Annotated in this window: 22 protein-coding genes; 11 read left to right on the top strand and 11 right to left on the bottom strand. The window is 59.3% G+C overall.

Annotated features, from left to right (window positions below; genetic code table 11):
- Positions 1–109: 109 nt before the first annotated feature.
- Complete coding sequence (locus J2T09_RS08485; protein WP_306833207.1) at positions 110–1555, bottom strand: methyl-accepting chemotaxis protein; 1446 nt, start codon at positions 1553–1555, stop codon at positions 110–112.
- 319 nt (positions 1556–1874) lie between these two features.
- Here J2T09_RS08485 and ypfJ point away from each other — a divergent pair, with 319 nt between their 5' ends.
- Positions 1875–2768 (top strand): KPN_02809 family neutral zinc metallopeptidase, encoded by an 894-nt coding sequence (ypfJ, locus tag J2T09_RS08480; protein WP_306833204.1) that lies wholly within the window; start codon positions 1875–1877, stop codon positions 2766–2768.
- Between the two features lie 3 nt (positions 2769–2771).
- Here ypfJ and J2T09_RS08475 read toward each other — a convergent pair whose 3' ends face one another.
- The gene (locus J2T09_RS08475; protein ID WP_306833202.1) at positions 2772–3251 is read right to left on the bottom strand and encodes a DUF2938 domain-containing protein; all 480 of its coding nucleotides are present in this window, start codon (positions 3249–3251) and stop codon (positions 2772–2774) included.
- A gap of 221 nt (positions 3252–3472) precedes the next feature.
- Between J2T09_RS08475 and J2T09_RS08470 the strand changes: the two genes are divergently transcribed.
- Positions 3473–4873 (top strand): MATE family efflux transporter, encoded by a 1401-nt coding sequence (locus tag J2T09_RS08470; RefSeq protein WP_306833200.1) that lies wholly within the window; start codon positions 3473–3475, stop codon positions 4871–4873.
- Between the two features lie 21 nt (positions 4874–4894).
- Here J2T09_RS08470 and J2T09_RS08465 read toward each other — a convergent pair whose 3' ends face one another.
- A complete protein-coding gene (locus tag J2T09_RS08465) occupies positions 4895–5227 on the bottom strand; it encodes an antibiotic biosynthesis monooxygenase (protein WP_306833198.1) in 333 nt (110 codons plus the stop codon).
- Positions 5228–5311: 84 nt separating this feature from the next.
- Entirely contained in the window at positions 5312–6529 is a 1218-nt protein-coding gene (carA, locus tag J2T09_RS08460) for a glutamine-hydrolyzing carbamoyl-phosphate synthase small subunit (protein ID WP_306833196.1), read from the bottom strand.
- Between the two features lie 280 nt (positions 6530–6809).
- Here carA and J2T09_RS08455 point away from each other — a divergent pair, with 280 nt between their 5' ends.
- From J2T09_RS08455 to rpoD, 3 genes are all read left to right on the top strand, one after another.
- The gene (locus J2T09_RS08455; protein ID WP_306833194.1) at positions 6810–7262 is read left to right on the top strand and encodes a GatB/YqeY domain-containing protein; all 453 of its coding nucleotides are present in this window, start codon (positions 6810–6812) and stop codon (positions 7260–7262) included.
- Between the two features lie 1340 nt (positions 7263–8602).
- Positions 8603–10606 carry a DNA primase gene (dnaG, locus tag J2T09_RS08450; protein ID WP_306833192.1) on the top strand — a complete coding sequence of 668 codons (2004 nt, stop codon included), beginning with the start codon at positions 8603–8605 and terminating at the stop codon, positions 10604–10606.
- 423 nt (positions 10607–11029) lie between these two features.
- Complete coding sequence (rpoD, locus tag J2T09_RS08445) at positions 11030–13075, top strand: RNA polymerase sigma factor RpoD (protein WP_306833190.1); 2046 nt, start codon at positions 11030–11032, stop codon at positions 13073–13075.
- Between the two features lie 76 nt (positions 13076–13151).
- On the opposite strand, the gene J2T09_RS27580 is transcribed toward rpoD, so the two are convergent.
- The 5 genes from J2T09_RS27580 to J2T09_RS08425 are packed head-to-tail and all read right to left on the bottom strand — an operon-like array spanning position 13152 to position 14789.
- Positions 13152–13334 (bottom strand): PIN domain-containing protein, encoded by a 183-nt coding sequence (locus J2T09_RS27580; protein ID WP_373458398.1) that lies wholly within the window; start codon positions 13332–13334, stop codon positions 13152–13154.
- Positions 13261–13563: a type II toxin-antitoxin system VapC family toxin gene (locus tag J2T09_RS08440; RefSeq protein WP_306833189.1), complete on the bottom strand. Its 303-nt coding sequence runs from the start codon at positions 13561–13563 to the stop codon at positions 13261–13263. Before J2T09_RS08440 ends, J2T09_RS27580 begins: the two co-directional genes overlap by 74 nt.
- Positions 13563–13823 (bottom strand): type II toxin-antitoxin system Phd/YefM family antitoxin, encoded by a 261-nt coding sequence (locus J2T09_RS08435; protein ID WP_306833188.1) that lies wholly within the window; start codon positions 13821–13823, stop codon positions 13563–13565. Before J2T09_RS08435 ends, J2T09_RS08440 begins: the two co-directional genes overlap by 1 nt.
- A gap of 55 nt (positions 13824–13878) precedes the next feature.
- On the bottom strand, positions 13879–14223 hold the full coding sequence (locus tag J2T09_RS08430; protein WP_306833186.1) for a DMT family transporter: 345 nt from the start codon (positions 14221–14223) through the stop codon (positions 13879–13881).
- Positions 14220–14789 (bottom strand): TetR/AcrR family transcriptional regulator, encoded by a 570-nt coding sequence (locus J2T09_RS08425; RefSeq protein WP_306833184.1) that lies wholly within the window; start codon positions 14787–14789, stop codon positions 14220–14222. The genes J2T09_RS08430 and J2T09_RS08425 overlap by 4 nt, the downstream gene beginning before the upstream one ends.
- A gap of 116 nt (positions 14790–14905) precedes the next feature.
- On the opposite strand from J2T09_RS08425, the gene J2T09_RS08420 reads away from it, so the two are divergent.
- Positions 14906–16006 carry a DUF930 domain-containing protein gene (locus J2T09_RS08420; RefSeq protein ID WP_306833182.1) on the top strand — a complete coding sequence of 367 codons (1101 nt, stop codon included), beginning with the start codon at positions 14906–14908 and terminating at the stop codon, positions 16004–16006.
- Here J2T09_RS08420 and J2T09_RS08415 read toward each other — a convergent pair.
- Positions 16000–16863 (bottom strand): polysaccharide deacetylase family protein, encoded by an 864-nt coding sequence (locus J2T09_RS08415; protein ID WP_306833180.1) that lies wholly within the window; start codon positions 16861–16863, stop codon positions 16000–16002. The two genes, J2T09_RS08420 and J2T09_RS08415, sit on opposite strands and share 7 nt — an antisense overlap.
- Before the next feature lie 245 nt (positions 16864–17108).
- On the opposite strand from J2T09_RS08415, the gene J2T09_RS08410 reads away from it, so the two are divergent.
- Both J2T09_RS08410 and J2T09_RS08405 read left to right on the top strand, forming a co-directional pair.
- The gene (locus J2T09_RS08410) at positions 17109–17531 is read left to right on the top strand and encodes a secondary thiamine-phosphate synthase enzyme YjbQ (protein ID WP_306833178.1); all 423 of its coding nucleotides are present in this window, start codon (positions 17109–17111) and stop codon (positions 17529–17531) included.
- A gap of 128 nt (positions 17532–17659) precedes the next feature.
- The gene (locus J2T09_RS08405; protein ID WP_306833176.1) at positions 17660–18028 is read left to right on the top strand and encodes a hypothetical protein; all 369 of its coding nucleotides are present in this window, start codon (positions 17660–17662) and stop codon (positions 18026–18028) included.
- Between the two features lie 113 nt (positions 18029–18141).
- Here the strand turns inward: J2T09_RS08405 and kdgR are convergent, their stop codons facing one another.
- The gene (gene kdgR / locus J2T09_RS08400; protein WP_306833174.1) at positions 18142–18930 is read right to left on the bottom strand and encodes a DNA-binding transcriptional regulator KdgR; all 789 of its coding nucleotides are present in this window, start codon (positions 18928–18930) and stop codon (positions 18142–18144) included.
- 257 nt (positions 18931–19187) lie between these two features.
- Between kdgR and bglB the strand changes: the two genes are divergently transcribed.
- From bglB to J2T09_RS08385, 3 genes are all read left to right on the top strand, one after another.
- Positions 19188–20306: a beta-galactosidase BglB gene (gene bglB / locus J2T09_RS08395; protein WP_306833235.1), complete on the top strand. Its 1119-nt coding sequence runs from the start codon at positions 19188–19190 to the stop codon at positions 20304–20306.
- A gap of 194 nt (positions 20307–20500) precedes the next feature.
- Positions 20501–21385: a carbohydrate ABC transporter permease gene (locus J2T09_RS08390; protein WP_306833172.1), complete on the top strand. Its 885-nt coding sequence runs from the start codon at positions 20501–20503 to the stop codon at positions 21383–21385.
- 2 nt (positions 21386–21387) lie between these two features.
- The gene (locus tag J2T09_RS08385) at positions 21388–22293 is read left to right on the top strand and encodes a carbohydrate ABC transporter permease (protein ID WP_306833169.1); all 906 of its coding nucleotides are present in this window, start codon (positions 21388–21390) and stop codon (positions 22291–22293) included.
- Position 22294 lies beyond the last annotated feature (1 nt).

The raw sequence follows: 22294 nt of genomic DNA, 5'->3' as shown, positions 1-22294 counted from the left end.
CCTCTTTAATCGTAGCTACTAACACCTAGCAAAACCGCTTCTAGCGGTTCAAGCGCAGCGTTTCAAACCTCCACCTCTGGTGGAGGTCGTGACTTTGTGGGTAACAAAATCAGGCGGCGCGTCGATGTGCCGGCTGGTATGAACATTTTGCCGCTTCGTCGGCGAAATTGAATTTTGCGATCAGCTGCGACAACTCCTGCGCTTCCTTGACGAGGCCGTGGCTTGATGCCGTGGTTTCCTCGACCATGGCTGCATTCTGCTGGGTCATCTGGTCCATCTGGTTGATGGCCGTGTTGATCTGCTGCAGACCGGTCGACTGTTCCTGCGTGGAATAGGCGATGTCGCTGACGACGGTGTTGATCTCGTTGATCTGGTTGGAAATGTTGCGCAACACTTCACCAGTCTGGTCGACAAGGGCGACACCCTCCGTGACCTGACGCGACGAGGTGTCGATCAGCGTCTTGATTTCCTTCGCGGCATTGGCGGAACGCTGGGCCAGTTCGCGCACTTCCTGGGCGACGACGGCAAAACCACGTCCTGCCTCGCCGGCACGGGCGGCTTCTACGCCTGCATTGAGGGCGAGCAGATTGGTCTGGAAAGCGATTTCATCGATGACGCCGATGATCTTGCCGACCTGCTGCGAGGATTCCTCGATCTGCGACATGGCATTGACGGTGCTTGCGACGACCGATGTCGAGGTTTCGGCGATCTGACGGGCGGAAAGGGTCAGTGATGCGGCCTGCTTGGAGCCGGATGCCGTCTTGCCGACCGTCGAGGTGATCTGGTCGATGGCCGAGGCGGTTTCTTCCAGTGCTGCGGCCTGTCGTTCGGTGCGCGTGGCGAGATCATCGGAAGCGTGGCTGATTTCCGAGGCGGTACCGTGCATGCTCTGCGTCGCGTGGGCAACGGAGGCGACCATGGTCTGCACGGTGCGGACGGCGCGATTGTAGTCGTCCTTCAGGAGGCGGGTCTTTTCCGACAGTTCTGCATTGATGCGGAAGGTCAGGTCGCCGCTCGCCAGTGCCGACAGGCCCTTCAGCAGGCTGTCGATGGCGATCTTGTCCTCGGCGGCCTCACGGGCGGTTTTCTGTTCCAGCAGGATCTGCTCGTGGACATCGGTCAAGGATCCGCAGGCGCGAATGGTTTTACCATCGGCCTGGTGGCGGCAGCCGCCGGTGGCGCGGAACCAGCGATAGGAGCCGTCACGCATCTTGAGACGATAATTGACGCGGTAGCGGGCGCGGCCGGTCTTGTCGGTCAGGTGGCCGGCAAAAGCGGCGAAGGTCGGCTGGACATCATCGGGATGCAGCTTGTCGGACCAGGAGTGCACGACGTTGGGGAAATCCGCAGCGTGTTCATAACCGATCATCCGGCGAAATTCTGCAGACCATGTCCAGCGGCTCTGCGGATGCATGGCGTCGCCATCGACAAGGACAGCTTCCCAAAGGCCGATGCCGCAGGCTTCATCGAGCAATTCTGAGCGTTCGCTGACTGCGGCCAGGCGCTCTTCGATCTGCTTAGTATTCGCGCTTTGTTTGCCACCGAAAAACGACATCGGAATATTCCCTTTTGAAATGGTGAGGCATGGTGCGCAATGGATAGCTGTTCATGGTTATTACTTCGTGAATCCAAGCATATTTCTAAATGTGATCACGTGTATTCATTTGGTGATGTGCCGAATGTTCTTAATTCTTGAAATGTATTATCTGGAGCTGACCTTCCTGTGGTTGTGCTTATGGTATTTGGTGTGTTTTTTATTCATGCGTTGTTTTTGGTTGTGCCTGTGTGGCGACAAAAGCATGTAGCGATGCCGTGGATTTCCGGCGCCGCTGATCTATATTTGCTGTGAAAACTGTCGCTTAGGAGAGCATGTCATGCAGTGGAGAGGTCGGCGCCAATCGGACAATGTCGAGGATCGACGCGGTGGCGGCTCCATGGGTGGCGGTGGCTTTCGCATCCCGATCGGCGGTGGCGGGCGCGGGGGAGGCGGCATCGGTATCGGCGGCCTCGTGCTTATTCTGGGGATTTGCTGGTTGACGGGTATCAATCCGCTGACGCTGCTTTCCGGCGGCGACATCATGGGTGGCGGGAGCGGGTATGAGCAGAGCGACCAACGCCGTACACCCGCCAACGATGAAATGAGCCAGTTTGTCCGCACCGTTCTGGCGGACACCGAGGATACGTGGACGACCATCTTCCAGCAGGCCGGGGAGCGTTATCAGCCGCCGACCCTGGTGATGTTTTCCGGCGGCACCAATTCTGCTTGCGGGACTGCGTCATCGGCGACCGGACCGTTCTATTGCCCGAGTGACCGCAAGGTTTATCTCGATACGGATTTCTTCCGCGAACTCGATCAGCGTTTTGGCGCATCCGGCGATTTTGCCGAGGCTTATGTCGTGGCGCATGAAGTCGGTCACCATGTGCAGAACCTGTTGGGCGTGCTGCCAAAGTTCAATCAGGCGCGCCAGCGCATGAGCGAGGTCGAGGCCAACCGCATGTCGGTGCGGGTCGAGCTGCAGGCCGATTGTTTTGCTGGTGTCTGGGGCAAATATACCGAGCAGCAGGGCATTCTGGAGCGCGGTGATCTGGAAGAGGCGCTGAATGCGGCCCAGCAGATCGGCGACGATACGCTGCAGAAACGCAGTCAGGGTTATGTCGTGCCTGACAGTTTCAATCACGGTACGTCGGCGCAACGGATGAAATGGTTCAAGCGCGGTTTCGACAGCGGCGATATCAAAAGCTGCGATACGTTCTCCGGCGAAGTCTGATCGTCACATCAGCAGTAGTGCCGTGCCGTAAAGCCCGATCGCGAAGATCGTGTGGGCGGCAAAATTCATCAGCCTTACTTTTGCGGGATTGGCCGTCTTCGAGGCGGCCCATCCAAGTCCCATGCCGGGTTGCATGAGGAACCAGCCCGCGCCAATCGTGACGATGCCGAGCAACCATGCGGGTATGAAGGTCGGGCCGGTAAACCACTCCGCGCCGACCAGCACGGCCAGAATGATGCCGTAGAAGATGCCAACGGCATAATGCCCGACCCAGCCGAGGGCGTTTTCGTGAGCGTAGGGTTCGGCCTTGCCGATATCCTCGTGAAAGACTTTTCCGCGCCCGAGATGGTAAAACCAGCGGCCGCCGGGCGCCCAGTTGGGTTTTGCTTCGCCGAGCAGAAAGTGCAGGGCAAAAGCCCAGATATCCATCAGGAGAGTTGCGCCAAAACCGATGACCGCGCCCTTGAGAAGAAGTTCCAGCATATCCATCCCCGTTCAGTTGCGTCTTTTGTGAAATGAAAAACGCACTGTTGTCGAGGTGCACCGCGCCACAAGTCGACCACTGTTCAACACAATTGAAGCCATCGACCAAAAATTCTGCTCGGTCGTCGCCCAGGGTTGCCGTGGTGCGCCCGCTGGTCTATGGCGAGGGCACATCGCCGCTCTCCAGACTTGGAAGCGGCGTTTTCCTTTAGGAGGTCAAAATGTCTGTCGCAGCGGCGCGCCCTGAAACGACGCCCGAAAAAGGGATCGACAATTCGTGGTTCACGCATATGCGTGCCACGCTGATGCTGGGTGTTCCGCTGGTCGGTGCACAGCTGGCACAGGTCGCGATCCACACGACGGACGTCATCCTAGTCGGCTGGCTCGGTACGACGGAGCTTGCCTCCGTGGTTATCGCCACGCAGCTCTATTTCATCACCTTCATCTTCGGCAGCGGCTTTACCAGCGCGATCGTGCCGATGGTGGCGCAGGCGCTCGGCCACGGTGATACGACCGGCGTGCGTCGTTCGGTGCGCATGGGGCTCTGGGTGGTGCTGGCCTATTGCGTGCTGGTCTCGCCGATCCTCTGGTTTTCCGAGCCCCTGCTCCTGAAGCTGGGGCAGGAGCCGGATGTCGCCGCCACCGCCCAGAGTTATCTGCGCACCGCCATGTGGGGCATTTTTCCGGCACTCGGCTTTTTCGCGCTTCGCGCCTTCGTGACGGGGCTGGAAAAGGGCGGCATGGTGCTGTTCGTCACGCTCGGCATGTTCTTCATCAATCTGATCGTGGCCTATCTCCTGATCTTCGGCCATTTCGGTGCGCCTCAGCTTGGCCTGCATGGCGCGGCGATTGCCGCCGTCTGCGCCAACCTGACGGGTTTCGTCATCATCGTCGTCTACATTCAGGTCCTGCGGGATACCCGCGCCTACGAGATTTTCGTGCGTTTCTGGCGACCGGACTGGGGCATGATCCGCGAGGTTTTCGTGCTCGGCCTGCCGATCAGTTTTACCATTCTCGCCGAAACCAGCCTGTTTGGCGCAGCGGCGCTTTTGATGGGCATGATCGGCAAGCTGGAACTGGCCGCCCACGGCATCGCGCTGCAGCTGGCCTCCATCGCCTTCATGATCCCGCTCGGCTTGGCGCAGGTCGCCACCGTTCGCGTGGGGCTGGCGCATGGCCGCCGTGACATGCAGGGCGTGCGGCGCGCCGGTGTGGCCGCTCTGGTTGTCGGGGTGGTGTTCACGACGATCGGCAGCATTCTTTTCATCGGTTTGCCAAGATTTTTTGGTGGTCTGTTCCTCGATACGACCCAGGCCGACGCCGAAACGGTGCTGAGCCTTGCTGCACCGCTGATCATGCTCGCCGGCGTGTTTCAGCTCGTTGACGGTCTGCAGGCGGTCGGCGCCGGGATCCTGCGTGGTCTCAAAGACACGACCATCCCAATGATCCTGGCGCTGATCGCCTATTGGCCGATTGGTTTCGTGTGCGCCTGGGTGCTCGCATTCCCGCTCGGTCTGCGCGGCGAAGGGGTCTGGATCGGTTTCGTGCTCGGTCTTGTCGCCGCCGCGGTCTTTCTCTGCGGGCGCTTCTGGCTGCTGGTGCGCAACAAGACGTCTATCTGACGTTGGCTCGCGCCGGTCCCGTCAGTTCGGGCCGGCGTGGCGGTAAAAGCCGATGTCTGCCTCGATGCCGAGCCTGCGCGACAGGCCTTGCCGATCAATGCCGGCTGCGTGATCCGCCTGCGCGATCGCCGCAATGGTCGGCTGCAGCACATGTTCTCCTTCGAAGCGGATGATCGCCAGAACGCTGAACAGGTTCACTGCCACCTGCTGCTCCAAAATCATCTCGTCGATCACGCCGGACTGGGCGCGAATGACACCGTGTGTCTGTTCCAGCAGCGCCATGAACTCGTCGCGGCCGTCTGATGGCACCGAGAACCGGTTGACGCGGATGACCTGGTTTTGATTGTTGTGCATGAAAAATGCCCCTGCTCGTGTGAACAGGGGCATTTGTGCATCCTCAACAAAGGTTGAGGTCAAGCGGATTTTTGCGTGTGCCGATCAGCGTTCGGCCAGCGCCGGTTCGCCCTTCTTTTCGCGCACCATGTTGATGAAGCGGCGGAAGAGATAGTGGCTGTCCTGCGGGCCTGGCGAGGCTTCCGGGTGGTGCTGCACCGAGAAGACCGGCTTGCCGGCAAGGCGCAGGCCGCAGTTCGAACCGTCGAACAGCGAAACGTGGGTTTCTTCGACACCATCCGGCAGCGATGCCGACGAGACGGCAAAACCATGGTTCATCGACACGATTTCCACCTTGCCGGTGGTGTGATCCTTGACCGGATGGTTGCCGCCGTGATGGCCCTGATGCATCTTTTCGGTGGTGGCGCCGAGCGCCAGACCCAGCATCTGGTGACCGAGGCAGATGCCGAAGGTCGGCAGGCCGGATTTCACGATGTCCTGAATGACCGGAACGGCGTATTCGCCGGTCGCAGCCGGGTCGCCCGGGCCGTTCGACAGGAAAACGCCATCCGGGTTGAGTCCGAGGATCGTTTCACTGGACGTGTTGGCCGGAACCACCGTGACCTTGCAGTCGAGGCCGGCAAACAGGCGCAGAATATTGCGCTTCACGCCGTAATCGACGCAGACGACATGGTATTTCGCGTCCGCCGGGTCGAGATCGGAAAGTTCCTCGTTCCAGACCCACGGTGTCTGCGTCCACTGCGAAGACTGGCCGGACGTGGCTTCCTTGGCGAGGTCGAGGCCGACAAGGCCGCCCCAGGCCTTGGCTTCGGCCTTCAGTGCCTCGATGTCGAAAACGCCGTTCGGGTCATGGGCGATGACGGCGTTCGGTGCGCCGTTCTCACGGATCCATGCGGTGAGTGCGCGCGTATCGATGCCCGACAGGCCGATGACGCCGCGCGCCTTCAGCCATGCGTCGAGATGTTTTGCGGACCGGTAGTTGGACGGATCGGTGATATCGGCCTTGAAGATGGTGCCGACAGCGCCGCGACGTGCTGCCGGTGTCAGGTCTTCGATATCTTCGTCATTGGTGCCGATATTGCCGATATGCGGGAAGGTGAAGGTGACGATTTGGCCGAGATAGGACGGATCGGTCAGGATTTCCTGATAACCGGTGAGTGCCGTGTTGAAGCAGACTTCCGCTGTCACCTTGCCGGTGGCGCCGATGCCGGTGCCTTCGATCACGGTGCCGTCGGCAAGCACGAGAAGGGCAGTGGGTTTGCTGGTGGTCCATGGGGCGGTCGAGGGGGCTGTCGCGGTCATTCGGTTCGTCTCCGCCCGTGTCCGCCAGAGTGTTCTAGCAGAGTGCAGGGCCATCACTGTGGTCGCAGGGGAAGGGGCACGCGAATGCTCGCGCGAAAACCTTCGTTCAATTGGGTGCTAGGTGCGGGAAAATATCGAAGCCGAGGTTCGTGGTCAACCGACAGCGGGCCCCGATCCGGTATTTATTCGCGTATCATTTCATTGAACGGGCGGTTCGCCTCGTCTATGTACGCGTTACATTATTATATTGAGCCGAAAACGGCTTTTAAGGAGTGAGACCATGATCCGCGAAACGCTTTCCACCGCCATGAAGGAAGCGATGAAGGCCAAGGACACGCGCCGCCTTTCGACCGTGCGCCTGATCCAGGCCGCGATCAAGGATCGCGACATCGCCAATCGCGGCACTGGCAAGGACGAGACGAGCGAAGACGAAATCCTGCAGATCCTGCAGAAACTGGTCAAGCAGCGCGAAGAATCGGCCAAGATCTATGACGAGGCCGGCCGCACCGAACTTGCCAGCCAAGAGCGTGAGGAAATCGCCGTCATCAAGACTTTCATGCCGGAGCAGCTTTCCGACGAGAAGGTGTCGGAAATCATTGCCGGCGTCATCGCCGAGATCGGTGCTTCCGGCATCAAGGACATGGGCAAGGTGATGGCGGCGCTGCGCGAGCGTTATGCCGGCCAGATGGATTTCGGCAAGGCATCGGGCGCGATCAAGGCGCAGCTCGGCTAAGCGGCCGGGCCAACCGGAGCGGGGAACCGCTCCGGACACAGGACAGAGTCCACCCTTGGTGATCTTCGATTTTCAAAAAAACACCCGCGGCCATTTTGGGTTATGGGCGGGTTATGTGGTCGGGGCACTGAAAGCTGCCTCGTAATTTAGTGAGTAATTGACACCTCTCAGTGCCCCGTTCGACGGTTTTTGCCCGCGACTTCGGTTCCTCTGCGAAAGCCATCCCGGTGTTTCCACCGACTGGCGATCATGTGTGCCGCACAGGCACGCCCGGCGCGCTTCTTTCGGGCTTCAGAAACAGAGAGACGTTTGACGGCCTCTCCATTTCCCCCGTGTCGCCGGAGGAGAACCAGTTTCCGCGAACCCTGTTGCTGGAGACTTACGTCTTTTCTCCAACACCAGCGCCGGCTCCAACTCGCCGGGACGCCTCCCGGTGTATCCACGATGGAACACTTCGAGTGTAGGCACGGGTTTTCAGGGCGTGGATGAAGTGGGGTTCAACTTTTTTACAAGCCGTTGATTTCGCTTGGAACTATTTTCCGGAAATAAGGCAATCGGGGCAACGTGTTCTGTTTGCGACATGGAGGTGTAGGCCGGACCGGCGTTCAGGACGTAGAGTCCGGGGGTAACCCTCACCAAGCGCGTCCAGCGATCGGCTTCGCCTCTCGCTGACTTGCTATCCTCTCCCGCAAGGGGAGAGGGAGGCGTCGAGGGTGCCGCACCGTTATCTCTCCCCTTGCGAGAGCGAAAGCGATATCAACATCTTAGATTCAGCTAAGTGCTAGAAATCTCAAGTGAGGGGCTTTCTTTTTGGGTGACTTCGGCCAGCTGGGCGCTCTCTTATTTCCGCCACAAGGGCGAGAATGACGGAGGGGGAGGTCGGGATGACGAGGGAGAGAGGACCGGGGATGACGTGGTGCGAGCAAAGAAAAGGCCGGGATCCGATCATGGACCCCGGCCTTTTTGCTCTTCATGCATCCCGCCGGCCGACTGCGGACTTGCCGCCGGCGAGGTAGGCGGCCAACATCACCTTGATGGTGACATCTCCACCCGAAGAGCCAAGGAAGTTTGTACCCGGTTGCGCGGTACATTGTCGGCGCTTTGAAAAAAGCCGCTGACGCTTCCTGACCTGAGATGCAGATTGATCTCGCGCGACGTGCTTTTCAAATTACAAAAAGATAATCTTCGGCCGGGCAAGGCTGCCGCAAATTTGCCTGATCTTGCGCTATGGAGACAAAGGTTGAGCCTGTGAATAGCGGGCACTGTGTGCGCAAGACTCATGTTATAGAATGGCGTTCCGCCGTGCCGGTGCTTATATGGAAGCAGGCTCCGAGGTGACAATGCGCTTTTCCGATACCTTTCTTGATGAAATCCGTGACCGTGTGCCGATCTCCTCGGTGGTCGCGCGGCGCGTGACGTGGGATCGCAAGAAGACCAATGTATCGCGCGGCGATTATTGGGCCTGCTGCCCGTTCCATGGCGAAAAGAGCCCAAGCTTTCACTGCGAGGACCGCAAGGGCCGTTACCACTGCTTCGGCTGTGGCGTGTCCGGCGACCATTTCCGCTTCCTGACCGAGCTGGAAGGGCTGAACTTTCCCGAAGCGGTGCAGCAGATTGCCGACATGGCCGGCATTTCCATGCCCGCACCGGACGTGCAGGCGCAGAAACGGGAACAGCAGCGCACCACGCTGCAGGACGTGATGGAAATGGCGACGCTTTTCTTTCAGGAGCAGTTGCAGGCGCCGATCGGTGCCAAGGCGCGGGCCTATCTGCGCGACCGTGGCCTCACCGCAAAAACCATCGAGACATTTCGCCTGGGCTTTGCTGCCGACAGCCGCAATGCGCTGAAGGAGCATCTGGCGAACAAGGGCGTGCCGAAGGATCTGATCGAGGCGTGTGGTCTCGTGCGCCACGGCGAGGGCATTTCGGTTTCCTACGATTATTTCCGCGATCGCATCATGTTCCCGATCCTGTCGGTTCGGGAAAAGGTGATCGCCTTCGGTGGCCGCGCCATGGCGCCGGATGCACCGGCCAAATACATGAACTCGCCCGAGACCGAACTCTTTCACAAGGGCAGCGTGCTTTACAATCACGCGCGCGCGCGCCAGTCGGCGCAGATGGCAGGGCGTCAGGGCGGCCGTGCCGAGCCGGGCGACGTGATTGCCGTCGAAGGTTACATGGACGTGATCGCGCTCTATCAGGCCGGCGTCGAAAATGCCGTGGCACCGCTCGGCACGGCGCTCACCGAAAACCAGCTGGAACTGATGTGGCGGATGACGCCGCAGCCGATCCTCTGCTTTGATGGTGACGGCGCCGGTATCCGCGCCGCCAACCGCGCTGCGGATATGGCGCTGCCGCATATCAAGCCCGGTCGCTCTGTAAAATTCGCAATGCTGCCGGATGGCAAGGACCCGGACGATCTGGTGAAGCAGGAGGGGCGTGCGCCGTTCGACCGTGTACTGGCCGAGGCAAAGCCGCTCGCCACGATGATCTGGCAGCGCGAATCAACCGGTGCCACCTTTGATACGCCCGAACGGCGGGCCGAGCTTGAGGCGCGGCTGAAGCAGATCGTGTCCGTGATCGCCGACGAAAATGTCCGGCGCTATTACCAGCAGCATATGCGCGAACAGCTGAATACGCTGTTTCGCGGATCGGATCGGCGTGGCGGTTTCGAGCCGGGCAGGGGCGGTGGCGGCGGTCGCCAGAATTTTCGTGGTGGCGGGCAGCAGGGGCGCGGCGAGTTTCGCGGCAGCGTGGCTGTCTCCGATCGGCTGGCGAAATCCGGTCTCGTGCGTGGGCATGTGGAGCTTCCGGCGCTGCGCGAAGTCGTGCTGGCGCTCACCGTCGTCAATCATCCGCTTCTTCTGCTCGACCAGTATGATGATGTTTCCACGGTCGAGTTCGAAAACCGCGATCTGCAGCGTTTCTGGGCTTGTGTGCTTGCGATCATCACCAAGGCCGGCACGCGGGCGACACCGGCACTTGTGCGCGAACAGCTCGAAGAGAATGGTTTTGCCGATCTTCTGAGGTCCATGACCGTGCAGGTGCGCAATGCACGCCTGTGGACCGCGACCGAAGAGGCCGACATGCAGGACGCCCTGCAGGCCTATATGCAGACGCTGGCGCTTTATCTTCGCAACAAGGAGTTGCGCTGGCAGAAGATCGAACTGGAGCGTGAGATCGCCGAAACGCCGGGTGACGAGCCGGAGCGTGGCGATGCATTGCTTAGGGCGCTATCGGAAGTTCACAATGAAATTCTGCGTCTGGAGAACCAGGAAGCGATTATCGACGGTTTTGGTGTGATGTCGGGACGTATAAAGGGAGCGGCTGTCGGGCACGGCTGAATAAAAGCGCCGGTTGTTTTGTACGATAGGGAGGCTTGTCTTTGACGATCGTCTGCCTACATATCAGCCGGACGTAGTGATAGGGCTCTTTAACCCGCGTACCCAGCACTCTCAACTTTTTCTGATTAATACCCGTTTTCAGTGGGTATTTTCCGGGAAAAGCTTGACGGGAAGGAATTTTGTGGGAATCACCGTTTCAGGCAGAATTAGGTGGATGGATCGGACAGGCCAAGGAACCATGAGCGGGGCTCCGATGGTCAATCGATCCTTTATGGCGAACGCCGACGGCGTGGTTAAGCTCGAATTAAAGGTCAGTCGGTTAGGTGAGTGATTGCGATTCGCGGCGGCGGGTGGCAAATCACCCGTAACAGGCAGTACCCGATAACCGCGACGGAATGGCGTCCAGGGAAAGCGACGAATTAAATGGCAACTAAAGTCAAAGAAAACGAAGAAGCAGAAACCGAACGCGAAGGCGCTACGGATGGTCCGCTTCTCGATCTTTCCGATGACGCGGTCAAAAAAATGATCAAGGCCGCGAAGAAGCGCGGCTATGTGACGATGGACGAACTGAACTCGGTGCTTCCCTCCGAAGAAGTGACGTCCGAGCAGATCGAAGACGTCATGGCGATGCTCTCGGATATGGGCATCAATGTTGTCGAGGACGAAGAGGCCGAGGAAAAGGCCGAATCAGACGACGACGGCGATGACGATTCCGAAAGCGAAGGCGGCGAACTGGCGCCATCCGCCGGCACAGCCGTCGCGACCGCGAAGAAGAAAGAGCCGACCGACCGTACGGATGACCCGGTGCGCATGTATCTGCGCGAAATGGGTTCCGTGGAGCTTCTGTCGCGCGAAGGCGAAATCGCCATCGCCAAGCGCATCGAAGCCGGCCGCGAGACGATGATTTCCGGTCTCTGTGAGAGCCCGTTGACGTTCCAGGCGCTGATCATCTGGCGCGACGAACTCAACGAAGGCACGACGCTGCTGCGCGAGATCATCGACCTCGAAACGACCTATTCGGGTCCGGAAGCCAAGGCTGCGCCGCAGTTCCAGAGCCCGGAAAAGATCGAGGCCGACCGCAAGGCCGCCGAAGAAAAGGAAAAGACCCGCAAGAGCCGGGCTGCCAATGACGACGACATCACCGCCGTCGGCGGTGACCTGCCGATGGAGGAAGAGGAAGAGGACGACGACGAGTCGAGCCTGTCCCTGGCCGCCATGGAAGCGGAACTGCGCCCGCAGGTCATGGAAACGCTCGACATCATTGCCGACGTCTACAAGAAGCTGCGCAAGCTGCAGGATCAGCAGGTCGAGGCACGCCTTTCCTGCACTGGCACGCTGTCGTCCGGCCAGGAGCGTCGCTACAAGGAACTCAAGGATCAGCTGATCACGGCCGTCAAGTCGCTGTCGCTGAACCAGAACCGTGTCGACAGCCTCGTCGAGCAGCTTTACGACATTTCCAAGCGTCTGATGCAGAACGAAGGCCGTCTGCTGCGTCTGGCCGAATCCTATGGCGTCAAGCGCGATAGTTTCCTTGAGCAGTATCAGGGTGCCGAGCTCGATCCGCACTGGATGCAGTCGATCGGAAACCTTGCCGCCCGCGGCTGGAAGGAATTCGCCAAGGCTGAAAACAGCACGATCCGCGACATCCGTCAGGAGATCCAGAATCTCGCAACGGAAACCGGCATTTCGATCTCGGAATTCCGTCGCATCGTGTCGATGGTGCAGAAGGGCGAACGCGAAGCGCGTATCGCCAAGAAGGAAATGGTCGAAGCGAACCTTCGTCTCGTCATCTCCATCGCCAAGAAGTACACGAACCGCGGTCTGCAGTTCCTCGACCTCATTCAGGAAGGCAATATCGGCCTGATGAAGGCGGTCGACAAGTTCGAATACCGTCGCGGTTACAAGTTCTCGACCTATGCGACATGGTGGATCCGGCAGGCGATCACCCGTTCGATCGCCGACCAGGCCCGCACGATCCGTATTCCGGTGCACATGATCGAAACGATCAACAAGATCGTTCGTACCTCGCGCCAGATGCTGCACGAAATCGGCCGCGAGCCGACCCCGGAAGAGCTGGCTGAAAAGCTGGCAATGCCGCTCGAAAAGGTCCGCAAGGTCCTGAAGATCGCCAAGGAGCCGATCTCGCTCGAAACCCCGGTGGGTGATGAAGAGGATAGCCATCTCGGTGACTTCATCGAGGACAAGAACGCGCTTCTGCCGATCGACGCCGCCATTCAGGCGAACCTGCGCGAAACGACGACCCGCGTTCTGGCATCGCTGACGCCGCGTGAAGAACGTGTTCTGCGCATGCGTTTCGGCATCGGCATGAACACCGACCACACGCTCGAAGAAGTCGGCCAGCAGTTCTCGGTTACCCGCGAACGTATCCGTCAGATCGAAGCGAAGGCGCTGCGCAAGCTGAAGCACCCGAGCCGCTCGCGCAAGCTGCGGTCGTTCCTCGACAGCTGATCAGCTGGCGGTAAGAAGACATCAAGAGACCCGGTCCACCGCAAGGTTGGCCGGGTTTTTGTTTGGCTGGGAGCGATCAGAGAAGCGTGCAGCGGGCGCCGATGGTTTTGGCGGCGGCGGCGAAGCGTTTGTCGAGGGTGATGATTTCGGCGTTGAATTCCGTTGCGACAGCGAGATGGAGGGCGTCACCGGAGCTCCATTTGATCTGCGAGATGGGCTGCGGTCTTAAAATGGCGGGAGAAGACTGGCGCCACTTCAAGTGAGTTATTGGCCATCTGAAGGAAGCCGCCCAAAGCGAGCTTTCTTAAAGAGGGCGAAATTTTTTCGACACGCGCTTTTACAGACAGTGCAGAGGAAAATTCTGTGTAAGTCCATTCGCTGATGAAAAGGCGTTCGTCTCGGTGATGGTCCATCCATCTCGACACGATGTCGACTGTCGGTTCGCCGACGAGAAGTGCAATCAGTACTGATGTATCTACATAATACATCAGTATCTTTCGCCGTCGCGTACCTTCCGCATGAACTCGCCGGCATTTTCAATCTGTACCGGCATCTGATCGCGAATTGCTTTTAATCGCTCCAGGTCGACGGGTTCTTTTCTTCGTGCCGGCTCTGGCTTGCGCTCCGGTGCCTTTAACGTCGCCACCGGTTTTCCATCTCGCACAATTTCGACAGTCTCGCCGCGTGCGACGCGGTCGATCAGTTCACCGAGCTTTTCCTGTGCTTCTGCCACTGAAACGGTCGCCATTAGAACCTCCAGGCTTCAAGGCAGGGATCATACGCGCAGCAACGGTTTCCCGCAATCAATGCGAAACGCTGTTCGAAAACACGTTGACCACAACCACGCCGGCAATGATCAGGCCAAGGCCCAGGATTGCGGCCAGATCCAGTGTCTGCTTGAACAGGAATACGCCAACGGCCGATACCAGCACGATGCCGAGCCCGCTCCAGATGCCGTAGGCAATGCCGACCGGCATGGTTCGGAGCACGATCGACAGGAGATAAAAGGCGGTACCGTAACACAGCGCCATGCCGAGTGTCGGCAGAAGCCGGGTGAACTGCTGGCTTTGCTGCAAAAGCGTCGTGCCGACGACTTCGAGCGCGATGGCGATGGCAAGCGAGCCGTAGGTGAGAAGGGCGGGGTTCATGGTTTTTCCGTGGATGTCATTGTCTTGAGTTGATCGTGCAGCCGGTCGAGTTCGCCGGCGGGAAGCCCGGATATTTCCGTGAGATTGGCAAGCCAGATGCCGTCGGCGGCGTAACGGGCAATGGCCAGATGCGGGGCGCTGTCCGTTTCCGAATGCCGTTCCAGCCGCTCGTGCATCCATTGCGACCAGCGAGCGCGCAGTTTCGCATCGGTCATGCAGGATACCGAAAGTGCGGCCCATGGGCTGGCGTCGCCCGCTCGTGCCACTTCGAAAAACGCGGCGATATAGGCGCGGGTAAAGCTGCCATTCGCGGCCGTATCGGCCTGCATCAGGCGGTCGATCTCTTCATCCAGCGTGCCGAGCAGGTCCTCGAAGACAGCTTCGATCAGAGCCTGTTTGCTGGGGAAATGGTGTAGCAGGCCACCCTTGGTGACATGGGCGGCATCGGCCACCGACTGCAACGTGATGGCGCTGAGACCGTCTTCCGCGGCATGGCGCGCGGCCTGATCGAGGAGGGAGCGGCGCACCGTATCCGGTTGTTTTTCGCGTCTGTGAGCTTTGGACATGGATAAACATACCGTATGGTCGGTTTGTTTTCAAGCGCCAAGAAAACCGTGGTGTTCAGTCGATTTTGATCGGACGGGGACTCGATCGGGCGTGATTTCCATCCTACATCGACAGCATGGCGGATGATGTTGAGACGCGGAACGGCATGTGGAGATGGGGCATAGTTGCCTCCTTCATGATCCATGGCCTGATTGCGTTCGTCATTCTTGTCGGCATTCCGTTCGAACTGCCGAAGCCCGAGGCGGAGGAAGTCGTCAGCGTCGAGATCGTGCCGCCGGAACAGGAGAAGGCCGAAGAGTTGCCGCCCCCGCCCGCACCATCCGCCGAGGCTGAGGAAGAGGCGCAGCAGCAGCCCGAGCCGCCACCGGCCAGTGACGCGGCGCAGGCGCCGGAAGAGGCCGGTTCAGGCCAGCCACTCGATACATTTCGTCCCGTCGTTCAGTTCGGGGACAAGGATGCCGGACCTGAGAAGGCTGAGGATGGCGCTTCCGCCGATAAGGGCGAGGCGGCGGAAAAGCCGCCTGAGCCTGATATGCCGCAACAGGCTGAATTGCTGCCGCAGGCTGAACCCGTGCCTGAAAATTCCGCCGCGCGCGATGAGCCGCTGGCCGATGCCGATGCCGAGCAGCAGGACGTCGCAGAGGCGGAAAACAAAGCGGAGGCTGCCGGTGCGCCCGTGCCGGAGGAAATCACCGTGCCCGATGTGGCGGAAGGTCCGGTTGCCAGCGAGGGTGGCGGCGTCCCGGTTCCAGTGCCTGCTCCACGCAATGAGATGGTGAATACGGACATTGCTGCCGCCGGTCCGTCCGAATCACCAGAGGCGGATCAGGAGGCAAAGCCGGCAGAAACGCCGGTCCTGCAGAAGGCGGGGCAGCTGTTTTCTCCCAGCGTTACCGATAATCCGCTGGCGACCATTGCGATGGGCAGCATGTCGCGTGGGGAAAGGGCGGCGGAACTCTGCAATACGGAGCTGCGCGAACAGTTGCGCCACGGTTCTCCCGCCTACAACCCCAATCTTCTGCCAAAACCACGGTTGACCGGAGAAAACGTCATCGATGCACGTTCCATCGGTTTTCGTGCCCGGGACCGGTGGTATGACGTGAGTTTCCGCTGTGAGGTCGACGGGCAGGCGATGAAGGTCGTTTCGTTTTCGCATCAGGTCGGCGGCGCCATTCCGAAAAGTGAATGGCGCAAGCGTGGTTTCCCGGCTTACTGACCGACAGCCGCCACGATATCGCGTGTCGTATCGTGGTCGCCGGTTTCTTCGGTATCCAGTAGCCGAACGAATTCGACGCCCCGCTTCTTCAGTGTCAGAAGGGCGCGCGCCACGCCTTCACCGGCCGCATGGGTCGGCTGGTTGATATGGGCAATCACCACGTCGCCATCCTTGGCGGCAGCGATCTTTTTCTCCGCGACGGCTGCGCCAAGCAGGGAGCCTCCGTCGCCATTCAGGGAATATCCGGCAATCCTGTAGCCCATGGAGCGGATCTGGCGGATGGCGGATGCATCATATCTGGCTGTTGAGCCGCGAAACCATTTTGGCGCTGCAAAACCCGCAGCGTTTATGGCATCGGCTCCGCCTCTCACTTCCCGCAATACCGCGTCGCTCGAGCCTGCCGCTGCGATCCCGTAGATCGAAACCGGCGCATCAACGGCCGGCACATGATTCTGGCCATGGTTCTCGATCTCGAACAGGTCGGCATTCTGCTTGAGGATGGCGACTGCCTGCGGATTGGTGCGCAGCCAGCGTGCCGTGACGAAAATGGTGGCCGGAATGCGCTCGGATACCAGAACGGAAAGGATGCGGTCATCCGTCTTTCCCATGCAGGCATCGAAGGTCAGCGCCACGCGCGGGCGTCTGCTGTCGCCAGAGTGGGCGACGCGCAGGCTTGGTTCCAGCAATGCCGGTGCCCTTTGGCGCATGGCCGGCGCGGGCGTGGCCAAGGTGGGCTTGGCCGCCGTCGTTACGCCGGAATTTTTGTTGGGGCGCACTGCGATGGTGGTGTCGTCGGCATGGGCGCCGGACGCCAGCAGCAGGGGGAGGAGAAAAATGAAACGTGCGTGCGCCGTCATGATGGGTAACCCGGAGGAAAAGGCGTCTTGCCCTTAAGATTGCGCCGATCGAAAAGCCATGCGAGATCGTGCTCACTATGGCAGATTTGATGTCAATTTGCGCCTGTGTTGCAAAGAAATCAGCGTCTGTCGTGCATTTTCCTAGCCGTTCTCCATTGTCGGACACTGCCGACAGCGGTTGTGCCGGCCTCAAAGGTCATGCGATAGGCTGGCTGCTTAGTCATTCGGAAGCAGGAGTAAAGCGGATGCCGCAGATGACGATCACTGTGTCCACGCGCGGACAGGGGCTTTATGAGTTCACCCATGAAGTCGAGGCTTTTGTGCGTGACAGCGGCGGGGGTGAGGGGCTGCTCACGGTTTTCGTTCGCCACACGTCGTGCTCGCTGATCATTCAGGAAAATGCGGATCCCGATGTGCAGCACGACCTGAAGGAATTTTTCCGGAGAATAGCGCCGGCCTCGGATGATCCGTCCATGCGCTGGATGCGGCACACAACGGAAGGGCCGGATGACATGCCGGCGCATATCAAAGCGGCGCTGACGGCTGTGTCGATCGGTATTCCGGTTTCGCGCGGACGTCTCGTGCTCGGCACATGGCAGGGCATCTATCTGTTCGAACATCGCGATCGCCCGCATCGTCGAGACGTGGTCCTGCATCTGGGCGTGTGATTTGTGTCTGGTCTGCCAAAATTCCGGCTGAATGACAGATGAACGCAGCTTTCGGAAGCCGTTCATGTGGCGACCCATAATCTGCAAACATCTCCGGATGACCGGAGCCATTCAATTTGGAGAGAAACGTGACCCATATCGTTGTGAAGGCTGGCATCGCAGCCCTGGTCGCTTTGACTTCGTTCGGCGCCACCCTGACGGGCGCTGCCGCTGCCGGCCCGGATTACGGAATCTATGTTCAGTATCACGACCGCGACCGCGGCCCGCCGCGTGGTTGGCACGGTGGTCCTCCGCCGCGTGACTGGCGTGGCCCGCCGCCGCGTCGCGACCGCTGCTCCTCGGGGCTTGCGGAAGACAAGGCAAGCCGCATGGGCCTTCGTCGCGCCCGTGTCGTGGATGTCTCGCGCCGTGTCGTCGTGGTCGAGGGTTTTGATCGTCGTGGTCGTGACCGGATCGTTTTTGCCAATGAGCGTGGTTGCCCGGTTATCCGCCGCTAACCCCGTCATGGCCTGAAAGAATTCCATCTCCGTCGCCCGTTGATGGAATGTGGCCGCTCTTCGTTTCCGTCTCCCCGACTGGCGAAGAGCGGCTTTTTTGTGTGAGGATGCCGCTAACCGGCGAAGCCCAGGCTTTTCGAGGCGGTCTGCCCGGCCTCGAGCAGGATCCGCACATAGGTGGATTTGCGGGCGGGATCGAAGCGGAAGAGCGGAAATGAAATGCTGATCGCGGCGACCGATTTGCCCAGATGGTCGCGGATCGGCACGGCCATGCAGCGCACGCCCGCTTCGCTTTCCTCCACTTCCTCCGAATAACCATCCTCGCGAATGCGCACCAGCTGGTCGCGCAGCGTGCCGATATCGGTGATCGTTTTTGGTGCGAGCTTTTCAAACGTCATCTTCGACAGCCGGTCGGCAATCTCCGTCTCGTCGCGAAACGCCAAGAGCGCCTTGCCGAGCGAGGTGCTGTGCAGCGGGTTGCGCTTGCCGAGCGGCGAGTTCATCGACAGGCTGTAGGCGCTGTCATACTTGTGGATATAGGCGACCCGTTGTTCGCGTTCATCCATCACGCCGAGATTGATGGCCTCGCCTGTCTCGCGCGACAACATGCCCATGGCGCGGTCGGCGATCTGCAACAGATGTGTCTGGCCGCGCAGCGTGCGCGCGCCCAGCCCGAACAGTTTGAGCGTCAGCCGATATTTGTCGGTCTCTTCCTCCTGCTCGGCATAACCGAGATCGACCATAGTCTGCAGCAGGCGGTGTGTGGTCGCCTTGGATGTCATCGCGTGCTGCGCGATGTCGGCAAGGCTGGAGCGGCCGTTTTCCGCCAGCGTTTCCAGGACCGAAAAAACCTTGAGAACCGCGGCGACGTTGTCGGGTTTGTTGCGAGACATGTCGGACATATTGCGTTCCAAAAAATATGAAACCGCATTCTGAAAATTTTATTACCCGGTGTCAAGGCGTGTAAAAATTGCTGAAATACTTGATACAAGTCGTGAAAATTGAGAAATTTCGGCTTTTCAAGCTTTGGTTCAATAAATTCTGAACCCCTATTGCATTTCATTTTTGAGTGTGTTTCCTTCCTGAAAATGAAATCGCATTCCGATTTCGTGTCCGGACGGAGGGGCCCGGTCGCATTGGGAGGGAAGTTGTTTTGACGATGCATGTGCTCTTGCAGCAGAAGGAATTCGTGGCGCCGCGGCGGGACGTCGTGGGGCTGATCCATCGGCTGGCCGACAATCTCGTCGCCATCGAGGACAAGACGGGTGAATTCCTTCTGCGTCTGGAAGACGGTCGGGTGATCGACACCAAGGGCTGGGCCGGCTGGGAATGGACCCACGGTATCGGGCTTTATGGTCTTTTCAATTACTGGAAGCTGACCGGCGACCAAAAGGCGCTCGACATCATCACTTCGTGGTTCGATGCGCGCCTTGGCGAAGGCACGCCGACCAAGAACGTCAACACCGTCTGCCCTTTCCTGACGCTGGCATGTCTTTATGAGCTCAATCCCAACCCGGCCTGGAAACCCTATCTGGAAGCCTGGGCGGAATGGGTGATGCACGAAATGCCGCGCACCCGCGAAGGCGGCCTGCAGCACATCGTCTATAACAACGTCAACCATCAGCAGATGTGGGACGACACGCTGATGATGAGCGTGATGCCGCTCGCCAAGATCGGTCTGCTGCTGGGGCGTCCGGACTATGTGGAGGAGGCAAAATACCAGTTCCTCATTCACACCCAGTATCTGGCCGACCGCAAGAGCGGCCTGTGGTTTCATGGCTGGACGTTCGAGGGCAACCACAATTTTGCCGATGCGCTTTGGGCGCGTGGCAATTCTTGGGTCACCATCGCCATTCCGGAGTTCCTCGACCTGCTTGATCTGCCCGAAGGCGATGCCTTCCGGCGCCATCTGATCTCGACCCTGAAGCGCCAGGCGGAAACGTTGGCGGAGCGCCAGTCGTCGTCCGGCCTGTGGCATACGCTGATCGATGATCCGCAGAGCTATGTGGAGGCCTCGGCCGCAGCCGGCTTCGGTTACGGGCTGATGAAGGCCGTGCGCAAACGATATCTGGGCCCGGAATTTCTGCCTGTGGCCGAGCGCGCGGTGAAGGGTGTGATAGGCCATATCGATGCAGCCGGCGAGTTGCAGAACACATCTTTCGGCACGGCCATGGGGGCTGATCTGGATTATTACCGTCAGATCAAGCTGACGGCGATGCCTTATGGACAGGCGATGGCGATCCTCTGCCTGTCGGAATATCTGCGTTCCTACATTTGACGGTATGCCCGGTTTTTCGGGCTTTTCATGACCTTCTTGATCGTCCGGTGCCGCCGCCGGACCGATGAGCGCTGACCTTTTCAGGAGGAGGAAAGCATGCATTCTCATTCTGTTTCCCGGGCCGTTTCTCAAGCCGTTTCTCAGGCCGTTGAGAGCGGCTGCCCGGTACGGTCGGACCTGAAGGGGCGACTGCCATGAGTGGCGACAGTCGTCTCCTCGGCTTCTGGTACGTTCTGCCCTACCTGATCGGCCTTCTGGTTTTTACGGCCATTCCGTTTCTCGGATCGCTCTACCTGTCCTTCACCGATTACCGGCTGATGCAGGGCGCCAGTTTCATCGGGCTGGAAAACTATACCGACATCCTCACCAGAGACCGCACCTTCACGCGCTCCTTCAACGTGACAATGCTCTATGTGCTGATCACCGTGCCGCTGAAACTGGCGTTTGCGTTGTTCATCGCCGGGGTCCTGAATTCGAAGCTCAAGGGCATCGGCTTTTTCCGCACCGCCTATTACGTGCCCTCCATTCTCGGCGGATCGATCGCGGTCGCGGTACTCTGGCGTTACATGTTCGCCGATACCGGTTTCATCAACATGATGCTCACCTCGATCGGTTTCGAGGCGATCAACTGGTTCGGCAATCCCGGTACGGCGCTGTTCACCATCACGCTTTTGCGCCTGTGGCAGTTCGGCTCGGCCATGGTGATCTTTCTGGCCGCGCTGCAATCCATCGACAAGTCGCTTTATGAAGCAGCCGCCATCGATGGCGCAAAACCGTGGCGGGCCTTTTTTGCCATCACGCTGCCGCTGCTGACGCCGGTGATCTTCTTCAACCTGATCATGCAGATGGTCCAGGCCTTTCAGGAGTTCAACGGACCTTACGTGATCACCAGCGGCGGGCCGCTGAAATCCACCTATCTGCTGCCGCTCTACATCTACGAAATGGCCTTCAAGAAATTCGACATGGGCTATGCCTCGGCCATCGCCTGGGTGCTGTTCGCGGTCATCATGGTGCTGACGCTGATCGCCTTCTGGTCGTCGAAACACTGGGTCTATTACGCCGGCGACAAGAGGAGCTGACCATGAGCGACAGTGTCACCCATTTCGATAAGGCAATCGACGAGGCGGAAAAATATCTTGCCGCGCAAAAACGCCGCCAGACCGTGTCGCTTGCCATCCGCTATACGATCCTGACGGTGGTCGGGCTGATCATGCTTTATCCGCTGATCTGGCTGGTCGGTGCGAGCTTCAAGAGCAATACGGAAATCTTTGCGGGCGCCGGTTTCATGCCGGTCAATCCGACCACGGACGGTTATGTCGAAGGCTGGCAGACCTCGACGCCCTATACGTTCGGCAGGTTCTTCTGGAACACGTTTCTGATCATCGCGCCCAAAACCATCTGCACGGTGATTTCCTGCACGGTGGTGGCCTATGGTTTTGCCCGTTTCGATTTTCCCGGCAAGAAGATCCTTTTTGCCACCGTGATCGGCACGCTGCTTCTGCCCAATGTCGTCACCCGCATTCCGCAATATCTGCTGTTTCGTGATCTCGGCTGGCTCGACAGCTACCTGCCGCTCTGGGTGCCGTCCGCCTTTGCCGGCGATGCCTTCTTCGTTTTCATGCTCTTACAGTTCCTGCGCTCGATCCCGCGTGACATGGAAGAGGCGGCGCGCGTCGATGGCGCCACCAGTTTCCAGGCGCTGATCTATGTGGTCGTGCCGATGCTGGTGCCGGCGATGATTTCCGTCGCCTTGTTCCAGTTCATGTGGACGATGAACGATTTTCTCGGGCCGCTGATTTACGTCTCCTCGGTCGACAAGTTCCCGGTTTCTCTGGCCTTGAAACTGTCGATCGACACGGCCGAATCCTTCGAATGGAACCGCATCCTTGCCATGTCGGTGCTGACGCTTCTGCCGTCGCTACTGGTGTTCTTCCTGTCGCAGAAATATTTTGTCGAAGGCATCTCGGCCGGCGGCGTGAAGGGATAAT

The sequence above is a fragment of the Neorhizobium huautlense genome (genome assembly GCF_030811685.1).
GTDB lineage: Bacteria > Pseudomonadota > Alphaproteobacteria > Rhizobiales > Rhizobiaceae > Neorhizobium > Neorhizobium huautlense_A.
This window is presented reverse-complemented; position numbering and strand designations above follow the sequence as displayed.

Excerpts from the sequence above, each read along its gene's own strand:
- J2T09_RS08485 (WP_306833207.1), bottom strand. The coding sequence starts at position 1,555 with ATGTCGTTTTTCGGTGGCAAACAAAGCGCGAATACTAAGCAGATCGAA.
- ypfJ (WP_306833204.1), top strand. The coding sequence starts at position 1,875 with ATGCAGTGGAGAGGTCGGCGCCAATCGGACAATGTCGAGGATCGACGC.
- J2T09_RS08475 (WP_306833202.1), bottom strand. The coding sequence starts at position 3,251 with ATGCTGGAACTTCTTCTCAAGGGCGCGGTCATCGGTTTTGGCGCAACT.
- J2T09_RS08470 (WP_306833200.1), top strand. The coding sequence starts at position 3,473 with ATGTCTGTCGCAGCGGCGCGCCCTGAAACGACGCCCGAAAAAGGGATC.
- J2T09_RS08465 (WP_306833198.1), bottom strand. The coding sequence starts at position 5,227 with ATGCACAACAATCAAAACCAGGTCATCCGCGTCAACCGGTTCTCGGTG.
- carA (WP_306833196.1), bottom strand. The coding sequence starts at position 6,529 with ATGACCGCGACAGCCCCCTCGACCGCCCCATGGACCACCAGCAAACCC.
- J2T09_RS08455 (WP_306833194.1), top strand. The coding sequence starts at position 6,810 with ATGATCCGCGAAACGCTTTCCACCGCCATGAAGGAAGCGATGAAGGCC.
- dnaG (WP_306833192.1), top strand. The coding sequence starts at position 8,603 with ATGCGCTTTTCCGATACCTTTCTTGATGAAATCCGTGACCGTGTGCCG.
- rpoD (WP_306833190.1), top strand. The coding sequence starts at position 11,030 with ATGGCAACTAAAGTCAAAGAAAACGAAGAAGCAGAAACCGAACGCGAA.
- J2T09_RS08440 (WP_306833189.1), bottom strand. The coding sequence starts at position 13,563 with ATGTATTATGTAGATACATCAGTACTGATTGCACTTCTCGTCGGCGAA.
- J2T09_RS08435 (WP_306833188.1), bottom strand. The coding sequence starts at position 13,823 with ATGGCGACCGTTTCAGTGGCAGAAGCACAGGAAAAGCTCGGTGAACTG.
- J2T09_RS08430 (WP_306833186.1), bottom strand. The coding sequence starts at position 14,223 with ATGAACCCCGCCCTTCTCACCTACGGCTCGCTTGCCATCGCCATCGCG.
- J2T09_RS08425 (WP_306833184.1), bottom strand. The coding sequence starts at position 14,789 with ATGTCCAAAGCTCACAGACGCGAAAAACAACCGGATACGGTGCGCCGC.
- J2T09_RS08420 (WP_306833182.1), top strand. The coding sequence starts at position 14,906 with ATGGCGGATGATGTTGAGACGCGGAACGGCATGTGGAGATGGGGCATA.
- J2T09_RS08415 (WP_306833180.1), bottom strand. The coding sequence starts at position 16,863 with ATGACGGCGCACGCACGTTTCATTTTTCTCCTCCCCCTGCTGCTGGCG.
- J2T09_RS08410 (WP_306833178.1), top strand. The coding sequence starts at position 17,109 with ATGCCGCAGATGACGATCACTGTGTCCACGCGCGGACAGGGGCTTTAT.
- kdgR (WP_306833174.1), bottom strand. The coding sequence starts at position 18,930 with ATGTCCGACATGTCTCGCAACAAACCCGACAACGTCGCCGCGGTTCTC.
- bglB (WP_306833235.1), top strand. The coding sequence starts at position 19,188 with ATGCATGTGCTCTTGCAGCAGAAGGAATTCGTGGCGCCGCGGCGGGAC.
- J2T09_RS08390 (WP_306833172.1), top strand. The coding sequence starts at position 20,501 with ATGAGTGGCGACAGTCGTCTCCTCGGCTTCTGGTACGTTCTGCCCTAC.
- J2T09_RS08385 (WP_306833169.1), top strand. The coding sequence starts at position 21,388 with ATGAGCGACAGTGTCACCCATTTCGATAAGGCAATCGACGAGGCGGAA.